This is a genomic window from Paenibacillus sp. 10L310, assembly GCF_056395745.1.
Map to the genome: position 1 here is coordinate 23772 of NZ_JBFTKC010000030.1, position 12049 is coordinate 35820.

The 12049-nt window shown below is 44.7% G+C and carries 8 protein-coding genes; 1 reads left to right on the plus strand and 7 read right to left on the minus strand.

The window, feature by feature from the left end; all coding sequences use genetic code 11:
* Positions 1–5: 5 nt before the first annotated feature.
* Positions 6–1739 carry a tetratricopeptide repeat protein gene (locus AC1DE7_RS30265; RefSeq protein WP_477535792.1) on the minus strand — a complete coding sequence of 578 codons (1734 nt, stop codon included), beginning with the start codon at positions 1737–1739 and terminating at the stop codon, positions 6–8.
* A gap of 434 nt (positions 1740–2173) precedes the next feature.
* Here AC1DE7_RS30265 and AC1DE7_RS30270 point away from each other — a divergent pair, with 434 nt between their 5' ends.
* A complete protein-coding gene (locus AC1DE7_RS30270; protein WP_127546322.1) occupies positions 2174–2626 on the plus strand; it encodes a hypothetical protein in 453 nt (150 codons plus the stop codon).
* A gap of 142 nt (positions 2627–2768) precedes the next feature.
* On the opposite strand, the gene AC1DE7_RS30275 is transcribed toward AC1DE7_RS30270, so the two are convergent.
* The 6 genes from AC1DE7_RS30275 to AC1DE7_RS30300 all read right to left on the minus strand — a co-directional run bounded on the left by AC1DE7_RS30275 (position 2769) and on the right by AC1DE7_RS30300 (position 12003).
* Complete coding sequence (locus tag AC1DE7_RS30275; RefSeq protein ID WP_477535793.1) at positions 2769–4520, minus strand: hypothetical protein; 1752 nt, start codon at positions 4518–4520, stop codon at positions 2769–2771.
* Between the two features lie 255 nt (positions 4521–4775).
* A complete protein-coding gene (locus AC1DE7_RS30280; RefSeq protein ID WP_477535797.1) occupies positions 4776–5726 on the minus strand; it encodes a sugar phosphate isomerase/epimerase family protein in 951 nt (316 codons plus the stop codon).
* Between the two features lie 59 nt (positions 5727–5785).
* Complete coding sequence (locus tag AC1DE7_RS30285) at positions 5786–6658, minus strand: carbohydrate ABC transporter permease (RefSeq protein WP_074092962.1); 873 nt, start codon at positions 6656–6658, stop codon at positions 5786–5788.
* 75 nt (positions 6659–6733) lie between these two features.
* Positions 6734–7630 carry an ABC transporter permease gene (locus tag AC1DE7_RS30290; protein ID WP_074092961.1) on the minus strand — a complete coding sequence of 299 codons (897 nt, stop codon included), beginning with the start codon at positions 7628–7630 and terminating at the stop codon, positions 6734–6736.
* 102 nt (positions 7631–7732) lie between these two features.
* Positions 7733–9319, minus strand: a complete 1587-nt coding sequence (locus AC1DE7_RS30295) for an extracellular solute-binding protein (protein ID WP_074092960.1) — start codon at positions 9317–9319, stop codon at positions 7733–7735.
* Between the two features lie 425 nt (positions 9320–9744).
* Positions 9745–12003, minus strand: coding sequence for an AraC family transcriptional regulator (locus tag AC1DE7_RS30300; protein WP_282319735.1), 2259 nt, complete (start codon positions 12001–12003; stop codon positions 9745–9747).
* Positions 12004–12049: the final 46 nt, after the last annotated feature.

A 12049-nucleotide genomic window follows, 5' to 3' on the forward strand; every position in this document is an offset into this window, starting at 1 on the left:
ACTTTCTATACTAGTGGTGGCTTGCTGTTACAAACCGAATGAATCTGTTTAGCATACTTGCTAACCGTTGATGCCGATATCCCATACCGCTCAGCAATGCTTTGATAGGTAACGGGCCGACTGTGATTCTTCGCTGCCAAATATTCAAGTCCTGCAGCCCAACCCTCAATCTGCTTCGTACCCGGAACTTCCGGATGTACCCGGGATACATAATCCGTCCAGAGCCGTTCCATCTCTTGCTGCAACTCAGCCTTTGCTTCAGACATCTGTAACGCACGATCAACAACCGCCTGCCAATGGGAGGTTGAACTAGTGTCCGATTGTTCTGATGTGGATTGAACCTTCCCAATAGACTTCAAGGCTACAGGAGAAAAGGGTCGAACCACCTGAGTATTCCGATCCTCATGTTCAGCCGATTTCAATCCGTTCAGTACAGTTTGTGCTACCTCAAGCAGATCCTGTTCTTCTCCAGGCTCTTCAATAAAGGATTGCAGAGCCTGTTGCACCTCATAGTCACCGATCATCCCAAGCGCATGAATAACCTGTAGCTTGGTTGCCCGATCACCATGACGCAATGCCCAGAAGAAGGATGAGCGAATCAGTGGATCATTCTTCATTTCTTCAGGTATGCCACTACCGTAGTTCTCCCACTGTCTGAATTGCTCATCAAATGGCAGATGATAGTGATAGCTCAGCTTCTCTGGCTCTTGCTCGCCTTGTTTTACAGCCTCAAGACCTGACAGATAATACCGGGATACTTCGGAACCCGGATCAAGCTTGGACACATGATGCCATAAACGCTCAGCAGCATCATAACGTTCTGTATTATAAGCCGCCACTGCTGCATAGTGAGCAAGTGCCGGATCAGCAGCTGTCTCTTCGTCCTTGAGCAAACGCCGGAAGTGAACATAAGCCGTATCGTGTTGGCCCAGAATTCCCATCGTTGTCGCCAGTTTGTAGACTTGTTCGTGCTGGAAGGGCACGATGACCCGCAATTTTTTGATCAGAAGCAGCACTTGATCAGCCCGGTTCTCATTTTGATGGAAAATGGCCAAATTACAGAGTGCATGCAGATTACCTGGTTCCTGTTCAAGCACTTCGGCAATGGTCTCTTTTGCTTTGGGAAACAGACCCATATAATAGTAGGCGAGTGCCAGATTGTTACGGGCAGCCAAGTAATCAGGATAATCAGAAGACATGCCTTCGAGCAATTCAGCAGCCTGTGCAAATTTTCCTTCTTCCAGCAGTTCCCGTGCCTGATCGTGCTCCACTACACCTTTGCGTGATTTGATTCGATTCAGTTTGGTCGGACGATCCAGCTCATAATACAGAAGCTCCATCATCTCTTCGGCTTCCGTCATGAACTGACCTTGAGTGTCCTCCTCCAGATAGGTAACAAGTGCTTGCTCGGCTTCCTCAAACCGATCCATATTTGCATAATTGTTCGCCATATAAAAATAACATTCCGTCATCGACGGATCTACCACTTCCAGCACGTTAGCCAGAATGGCATTGGAGGCTTCGTAATCCCCCTTCTCCGATAATATACCCGCCATATTACAATGATTTACCGGATTTTCCGGTTCGTATTCAACAGCTTTGCGAAAATATTTTAATGCCTTGTCGACATGATTACGGTCCAGCGAGCGGACAGCTCTTTCAAAGAAGAAAGAAGCATCCAAGTGAATCGGTATAATATTGGCAAGGTGTCCCTCAGCCCGCACTAGCTTGCCCTTCATCTTCCAAGGCACCTCCTCTTTGCATTTCATTCATACTCTTCAGTATACCACATCTTAAGGCCCACTTCTCAATATGTAGTTTCATGTCGTTTATGAAAAAAATGCAAAAGAAGATGATATTCCATTTTGCGGAAACCTATCACCTTGGAGCGTTGTTTATTCAAAGGAAAACCATGTTTACCTAGAGACTCCTACACTCACTTACCATAGGCTCTCTTTGCAGTATTGCATTAGTCTATTCTTGTCGGTTACGCGGCATCTAACTGGATTCGGTCCGGTTATACTAATACGAGTGTAGTCTATGGTATTATTATCCTTATTGTCCTTTTTAGTGGTTTATCTCCATTAAAAATCAAACAACGTATATTAGCTCTGACGGTCAGCCTCTTTTTCGAGTATGTAATAAAAAATAAATATTTTAAGGGGATGTTATATTGAGAATCTCAAAGATAAAACCACTTATATTCATCTTAATATGCTTGTTTGCTTTGAATGGATGTTCAAAAGATATAGAAAACATAGAAAATAAGTTCACATTAGAGGATGTACTGAGCGCGCTCGAGTCTCAAGAACTGGATTTAGTGTCCTTTGGTATCACCGGGTATCCTTTGAAATTAAATGATGTTGTACCTGAGGTGTACTCCGTTGAAGTGCCTGTGGAAGAAGAACCATATAGCCCTGAATTTATACATTTTTATATTTTCAATTCAGAAAAGGGTCGCATCAACGGGACAAAAGAATTCAATAAACACATGGAAAGCGCCCAATTTACAACATTCCCTTTTCTATATGAGAAAGGAAATGTTTTTATCGTTTACTGGAGCAAAACCAAAGATGATCCTCTGTTCACTAAACCAATCGAAACTGCGTTAGAGCAACTGAAATGATCATAGTTCATACATTACTGGAGCTGGACAGTGGGAATATCATTTTAGAACGTTAATTGCAGTCATTCGTCGTTCGTAAAAAAAGAAGACCGAGCATTTGGGCTCGGTCTTCTAACTATTATGGCTTAAATATTTAATAAATCTAGATCTTCGACGCTATCGAAGGAGAAAGTGAAATTTGAATGGTTTTATCAAACGGCGTCATGAAATTGACCAGCACAACCTTACACTTGTCCGGCAGTTTTGCCTCACGTACCGTTGCCGCCAGATGCCCCAGCTCGCCTCCGGTGATCTCCAGCCAGTCTTCTCCGCAGGTATAGCGTAATGTACCGCTTTTCCACAAATAGTGACCCTCACTCGTTTCAATCGCGTCCTCACAGGTCAGTTCACCTTCGCTTCCGAATACAAAGGATAACTGCATCATAATGTCCTCCGGTTCCTGTCCAGATAGATGCATGTTCCATCCGTTTTCCGTTGGCTGTAATTCTGCTCCTACACGGAATGTCTGCTCATGAGTAAGCTGACGACTCTGATGAGGTAACAAATACCATGGACTTATATCTGATGCAGCCGATTCTGGCAGCAGGTTCGCAGGGATTGGGCCGTAATAACCTTTTTTCTGCTCACCAGTTAGTCGATAGCCTTCGGACAGCCTCGTCATTTGCTGCATAGGTACATACCCTGGATTAAAGTAAGAGGCCAGTTGCACAGCCAGCAGGCGCACCTTGCCATGACGAAGCGCGAAGAAAGAAGGAACTTCTGTCATCACAGTCACACTTGTAGCACCATCCCGAATTCGGGCTACCGGAGCACCAAAATCCGTATGCATCCGACTGTGCGAAATACGACCGTGATGCCCTACTGCGTCCATCTTCTCCAGATATTCTCCCCGTACAAAATGTTCATTCAGCATGACCTCATACTGTTCCGGTAATGCATCACGTGTGTCATTGGTCTGTTGAAGCTCCGGCTCAAGCATTAATCGAATGAGCGTATTCACCGAACATACTCCCGGATCTGTCAATGTATCTCCAGCCCAGGCTGCCATACCGGCTAAGAGTGGATCACCGTCCAGCCGAGCCAAAATGGCATAAGGCAGATAATAAGGTGACAGATCATGAACACTGCCCAGATCCTGTCGCCCTGAATAATCCGTAACAATTTCACCCGTTGGATGGACCAGATACACCATCATGCGGAGATTAAGCCTCACTGGTTCCAGCAGTTCAGGACGATTGAGCAGGCGCGCAGCATGAATTAACATGATGTCGCTAACTGCGCTGTATATCCCATTGCTCCGTTCTGTCCACTCCCCATCAGGTGTAATATCCATGCCTTCATCCATCCACTGCTCTGCGCGCTGCACAGCTTCCTCCAGATCAAATATTTCATGCAGGAAACCAAGCGCCGCGCATAGCACCCAGCGATGATTGGGCGTATGACAACCTCCCGTAAGCATGGTTGGGATTGTCCGTTCCAGAAACAGCCTCATATTGTTCAATACAGGTTGAAGCGGCTCCCATTCTTGTTGCTGAAGAAGCTGATACAACTGTGAATACCCTACAACGACAAATGCAGTATCTGGAGGGGAATGGTAATTGGTCCAGCCAGGCGATATTGAACCGTCTTCATGCTGGAAGCGGAGTACAAATTCCGTAGCTAACAGCAGTCGATTTAACAACGATTCATCCCGGTAATAGATAGAGTCCGGATTGGAGAGCGCAGCTCCCCAGTAACACATATCCGTGGGCGTTCCAGTCGTATGGTTGACCCAGGCAACACCTGTGAAGGGATCAATTGTCCCTCCATAGTAACGGCTTTCCGGGTCAAGCATCTGCCGGGATATGCCTCTTTCTACCGCTCTGTCATTACTGTCCACCAGTTGTTTGTACATGTGCAGTCCCCTCCATACCAATGCATTCTCCCGATGTGCGGAGTATGTTGCTTCAGTGCCTTCAATTCAGACCGGAAGCCTACTCATACCGCCCGTAGGTGAGTTCATTTTTCTCGTCAGTATATATCATATTTCTACAAAAGTCGCTAGAAAACCTGTGCTTGTTTTACTACATATTTATGGGTCTCCGTCACTGAGAAAACAGTCGTTAAACACATGCTGTGAACATGCAAACTGTTTCCCACATCACCGCGCCTACTCTGTCACTCCAAGCTTCTTCATTAGCAAGTCATGACTCTCATGAATCTCTTCTGCCTTACAGGCAGACTTCAACTCATACACCTTCACCTGTGCCCGGCGAATCATCGGCAGATAGGCATCATAGAAGTTCATATCCTTACTGTGTACATACGGGCACCAGTGATCCGAGAGACCAAGCGTCTCATGGATATGGACCCCTACGATATCATCCATCAGGCCCCGCATTTCTCCCACACTGTCATAAAGGCCCATTCGGTCCATCATTATGGCATGACCGGTATCGTACCAGATACCAACCGGAGCCCCTTTGAGGGCCGTGATGATGGTCTTGGCTTCGGCAAGGGTAGGAATCTGTTGTGGTCGGGATCTTGTCTCGATGCCAAAACGAACATCCAGACCTTTAGCTGCCGCCCGATTGCATACCTCATCCAGACTGGCGATAATTTTCTCCACATACCCTGAACTGAGGGCTTCCCGCCGCTCCATCAATTCAGCCCATTTGCTCCGATACTTCGGTGAGTCCGGACCTTCCTCGTTATAGATCTTTCCAAGGTCTTTGCTGATATCCTCAGGAAAAGGTACCTCTCCCGGGTGTACAACAACAGCTTCTCCACCATAACGTTGGGCATATTCAGCTGACTCTACCAGCAATTCGATCGCCCGTTTACGTTTCACTTCATCTTCGAAGCCGAGCAAGATGGAATCCGTACCGTAGTCTGGATCAGGGTCATGTGGAAAGGTGTTGTGGACACTAGAAATTCCGATCTCTCCACGCTCAATCATGGGCTCAATCGTCGTAAGCATCTCCTTCGTCACATTATAATTGAGCTCCACCCGACGAAAGCCGAGATCCGCAATCTCCTGAATCATATCTTCCCCTATGGGATGTTTCCTGATGTTCCAACATGTCGAGAATGAGTATTCGCCCTTGTCTTCTCCCTGCATATTCATTTCCTTCTCCTTCCCCTGATATCAGTTCTTGTGTGTACGGGAATCACCCAACATTATCCTTTAACCGCTCCCAGCATCGCACCGCTGACGAAATACTTTTGCAACCATGGATATACCAGTAGGATAGGTACTGTTGCGAACACGACCGTTGCAGCCTTAAGACTCTCTGGAGTTAATCTGGTCCGGTTGGCACCTTCCATTAATGTAAGCTCACTAACCATGTTGTTCTGTACCATTTGATAGAGCTTTAGTTGAAGTGGATATAGCTTCGGATCCGTGATGTACATCAGGGAATCCTGAAAACCATTCCAGCGTCCAACCGCATAGAACAAACTGAGTGTAGCGATTACTGGCATGGATAATGGCAGAATAATTTTAAAGAGCGTGTGTACATGTGAGCTTCCGTCGATCTCAGCCGATTCTTCTAAGCTCTCCGGTATCCCACGGAAGAAGGAGATCAGGATAATCAAGTTAAACGGACTCACTAATCCTGGTAGAATCAAAGCCCAAACGGAATTCAGCAAATGTAGGTCACGAATCAGCAAATATTCGGGAATAATCCCTCCGCTGAAGAACATGGTGATGATGATGACGTACATAAACATTTTGCGACCTTTTAATTTTTTCTTCGTGAGCGGGTACGCTGCAGCAATGGTAAACAACATGCACAGCGCTGTCGTAGCTATCGTAAGAACCGTGGTGAAGCCTAGTGAATAGATCATGGAATGATCCGAAAATACTTGCCCATATGCATCCCAGTTAAATTCCTTTGGGAAGATGGTTACTTCACCTGATGTAATGGCCCGGTTCGAACTTAGCGATATCGCAATCGTGTGCAGAAACGGAGCAAGACAGAATATAACAAATAAGGTGATAAAGGAGACATTGACAATATCAAAAATCCGGTTCGAGGTGCGGTCACTCATCTGCGCACAACTCCTTTACTGATGGTCTATACGTTCAACAAACCAAATGTAACAAATTTTATTATTTTCCTAAAATTATAGTATTCCTTCACCGGTTGTTTTCTTCGAGATATAGTTTGAGCCGAGTACAAAGATCAATCCGACAACAGCCTGGAATAAGCCGACAACCGTTGCAAGTGTATACTGTCCAGACTGTATACCCATTCTGTATACAAAGGTACTGAGTACATCGGAATATTCACGAACAGCCGTATTACCAATAACATAAGGCCGGTCAAAACCGATGCTGACCATATTTCCGAGATTAAGGATAAGCAAGGTTACAATGGTTGGTTTAATACTTGGCAGTGTAATATGCCAGATTCTCTTCAGCCGCGTTGCACCATCAATCTCAGCTGCTTCGAACAATTCCTTGTTAACGCCGGTTAATGCAGCCAGATATAGAATGGTTCCCCACCCAGCACTTTGCCACACACCTGTGAACAGGTAAGTAACAAGCCAAGGGTTTTTCTCTGTCAAAAACGGAATTGAATTTAGGCCCATACTTTCCAGAATACCGTTTACCATACCGGATTGATTACCAAACAATTGGTATACAATTCCCCCGATGATAACCCAGGAGATAAAGTGAGGAATGTACAAAATGGTCTGTGAAATTTTCTTAAACCATTTAAACCTTACCTCATAGAGCATAATGGCCAGAATGATTGGAGCAGGGAATGAAACGATCAGATCAAGAAAATTCAGCATAAATGTGTTACGTAGCGTAGTGTAGAAGTCCGGCATTGCAAATACCTCGCGAAAAGCATCAAAACCGATCCATTCACTACCGTTAATACCTTGAAACAGGTTAAAGTCTTTAAAAGCGATCTGCACACCGTACATTGGTCCGTATCGGAAAATGATAAAATAAATAAGGGGTAGTGAAATTAGCGCATACAGTTGCCAGTATCTCTTCAAGTATGTGGTCATGTCTCTCTCTCCTCCTCACAAACGAAGAAACGCTATGCCGCCATCCAAGAGACGGCACAGGCTTCATCGAAACACTTCAATTTACACACATTTTGTTCAAACTTATTGTTCAGCAGCTTCCAATTCTTTTTTCAGCTCTGTTCCACCCAAGGACATGTAGTCAGCCATTTCTTTTTCAAATACAGCATCGAATTCTTCAGGTTTTGCCATCGCTGTTTTTACGATAATAACGTCCAATTTATCTGTCAGTGCTGTGCTATACTTCATCTCTGTCTGAATTGGCTTGCTGAAGACAATTGGTCCAACAGTATCTGTGTTTGCAACTTCAAGTGCTTTTTTCAAAATTTCCTGATTCGCTGGAGGGAATCCCATGATCCAAGCTTTTTCATTTTGTGCTTGATCACCAAGGTTTTTACCGTTCGAAATAATTGCGGTATCTCCTGCATTGAACAGACGATCTTTTGCTTCTTGAGTAGCGTCTGCTTTAGCAACCGGAATGCCGTCTACCAGATCATAGTTCTCGCCTTCCACACCATCATAAATGGCAGTGAGGTTTTTATCGGAAGCCATCCAATCCAGATATTTAATTGCTTCTGCCGCACGTTCGCTGCTCTTCGGAATCATGATGTACATACCATTCGAACCATAACGAGACTTGATATGTTTTCCATCAGCATTCGCATTGGTGTATGCATCGAGCGGAGCCAAGTTGCTGTCCGGTTTGTTTGTTTTCAACAGATCATAAGATCCATCTGGCCAGAAAATAGAGTCCACATCTTCAGAGAAGAAACCAGTATTTCCATTTGCAACGTCTTTGTTTAACTGGGTTTTATCCTTATCCAAGCTGAAATCCTTACTGATCAATCCTTCGTTGTATAGCTTGTTCAAGAACTGCATGGATTCTTTGAATCCTTCATGCAGAGGCAGTTCATAGCGTTGAGCATAAGTCTTATCACCAGCGATTGGCTTAATGAAAGAATAGATGAGTGGTTCATAGGAAGCTGGTGCAAGCGCAAAACCCATAGGAATGTTTTGACTTCCCACATTGCCAGGATCTTTTTCTTTAAAAGCTTTCACTGTGTTATACAACTCATCTGTTGTTTGAGGTGCTGGCATTCCCAGCTTATCTAACCAATCTTGACGAATGAAGGAGCTGTACCGCGCTGTAATCGCACGTTTACCCGGTATAGCAAACTGCTGTCCCTCCACTTGACCAAACTTTAATGTATCTTCGCCCAAAAACTTTTTCAGATTCGGTCCATACTGATTAATCAGATCACCTACATCTGTCAACCCGCCTTGTTGTGCATAGCGGTAAAACACGCTGGAGTCATAAACGAAGACAATATCCGGAACATCCGAAGCACTAGCCATCAGGACATTCAGCTTGGTTACTTCCTCAGAACGTTGAACAGGTACGAACTGTACGTCAATGTTGTTCGGATCACCAAAGTTCTTTTGAATCATTTGAGAGATAAAGTTATTTGAGATCGTGTACTGAGAAGGTGTTTTACCACGGTCGAAAAGCTCCACCTTTAATGTGACGCGTTTTCCATCGCCAGATGCCCCACCTTCTGCTGATTTGTTATCAGCAGATGAGCACCCCGCAAGTAGTGAGACGCCCATTACTGCTGTAAGCGCCAAACCCATCAACTTCTTTAGACTCCCTTTTCTTGTCATTCCGTTCATCCCCTTTGGCTTTGCGTGAATGTTTTTGAAGCTTGCTCTGAGTATTCCACATCTCTCGTCTTTCTTACAATAAACTAGTTTCGTAAGCGTTTACATACGGATTATGGTTTATACACTCTGATTATTATCGCAGACTGACTATTTTCCAACCCCTTGCTGCTAAAGGCTTTAGTGCTAGTCTGCCCCCTCTGACACAGAACACTCTGCTCATATTCGGATAAACCATTTTCACATACTGCTTATATTCGTAAATAGAAAAAAGTGGGAATATCCTTGTAATCTCGCACACAAGTAGTTACTTCCCTTTCAGTTTATAACTGAATAATACAAACAGGGTGAATCCCAGACTGTCCGCTCTCTCAGTGAAGAGCGACTGCCTAAAACTCACCCTGTATTTACTTAAGCCATGAACATCTATATTCTTGTCATTCTTCGAGATCAAGGTGTTCACGTTTCAAACGACGATAATCCCCTGGTGTAATACCCATCACCCGTTTAAACACACGGCCTAAAGTAATCCCGTTCGCGTATCCTACTTTCAAAGCAATGTCCTGCAAGGAATGATCCGTTTTTAACAGAAGCTGTTCGGCCTCCTTCATGCGAAGCTCTGTAACAAAATCAACAAACTTCATGTTGAATTCGGTCTTAAACAAATAACTCGCATGTTTGCCCGTAATCTGAAATCGATCACTCAGATGTTTCAATGAAAGATCTGGATTAGCAAACTGTTCTTCAATATAGGCTTTCATTTCGTTAACCATTGCTTTGTAACTCTTGGTTTCAGTGACCGCCACATAGGTTCTGAACAGATCCGTCAGATTATCAAACAGAAGGCCTTTGATATCCTCAAGTGTCTCTGCCTCTTCCATCAACTTGAGCCACTTGTTAATGTTCTCTTCTGACAGCTCTTCTTGCAGCTTCTCTGACATCATTGCGACTTCTCTACTGAGCATCTGTAACATCGCCTGGATGAGAGAGCGAATCTCGTCATCTGGCAGTTTATTTCGCTCAAATGCTGTGAAAATCTCTTCCAGTTGATCACGCCACTGAACACTCGACATGCGGAATCGTTTAACAAAGTCGGCAATCATCTGCAGGTAAGTGTACGTATCCAGCAAAGGATGCTGATGCTCTCCGCACTCGGCTTGCCCCACGTCACCATTCATCAAAAGCTTGCGTTGCATTACCGTCTCGGCTGCTGCATAGGAATCCCGAATCGATCCTATGCCTTCAGCAATAGGCCCAATACCAAAGCTAAGGGAAATACGCAGATTCTGTTCCACCCAAGATTGACATTCCTCTGCCACAATGCGAATCTGCCCTGACATATCCGAGCTGTTACTGTCACTATCTTCTTTGGACAGAAAGAGTATCGCTACTCGATCTGCGCTGATCCATTCAGCCCAGCACTGCACTCCCATATTACGTGATAGTTCCTGCAGAACGTTCATTAAAGCAAACTTCAGCGTATTTTGTTCACCTCTCGTAAACCGTTCCTGGAACCCCTTTTCATACTTGTTGATTTCTCCAACCACAACGGCAAAACGGGACGAGTCATGCACTTCATCAAAAGGAGACAGATCCTTCAATTGCTCTGAAACTTGATCCATATGTTCCCCAAGCAGTAAGGCATTAAACAGCCTGCTGCGTTGTAAAAGTGCGTTCTCTCTGCTCTTCTTATCATAGTCCATCATATGATTGATCAGATTCTCAAGAACACCATCAATCATCTTCATCTCATCGGTCCGAGTGCCTGAGTTTTCCAACGCACGGATTTGATGAGCTTCAATCCGGTTCATGATAATCTGAATAGGCTTATAGTTACGACGAGTAATATAGACTATATAAACGATGGCACAGATAACAGTCACCATTCCAATTACAATCCACACGTAGGAAACTACGGATACCCAGCCAAACAAGTTGCCCGCCTTAATTCCACTGGACAGGGTCCAGCCCAATCTGTCTAGCGGTAAATGGTTTAGCTCCTTTCCATTCACTGCGCCTTCATAATCGGAATGGGCATTATACACAATCTTGCCCTCACGATCCGTAATCGTCAGAAAGGAAAGTTGCCCATTAACCATACTATCCACACTTTGCTCAATACTGCTCATCTTGATATTAATGACCAGTGTACCCTCGGAGCCAAAAGGTAAAGGCATGCCCTTATTCACTGTCAGTACCCGTACAGGTTGCTGAAAGTCCACCTCGATTTCCCGGACTGGTTGCCAGCCCGACCCGATTGGCCCGTTAACAATCCGATCAATCCACACCTTATCCGAGAAGCTGTCCGACTCTCTGGAGCCACTTACTGTCAAAACTCTGTCGTTTCTCTTGTCGTAGATATAGATGGATTGAATCCATGAAGAAGAACTGGACAGTTCGCGCAAATTCTGTGCAATTGAATAGACCGTGTCCGAGCTGGTCTGGACGGTGTTATTAAAATAAAGCTTGTAAGCTTGTGTGTTCTGTACTGTTTCGGTCACAGATAGCTCAATATCCCGGATCGTACGATCCAGTGTAGACTCCAAGTAACTGGAGGAGATCCGATCTGCCTTTCTGGTCTCTTCCCTAGAGACGTCATTTATGAAAACAAATGCGATAAAAATAAGGATCGTCATGGTAAAAAAGAAAATAGGGAAATACGAAAACAACAGTCGATAATACCAAGTACGCGACAATAGACCCCACTCCTCACTCCACGATGCCAATGTTCTCAGCCGTGGT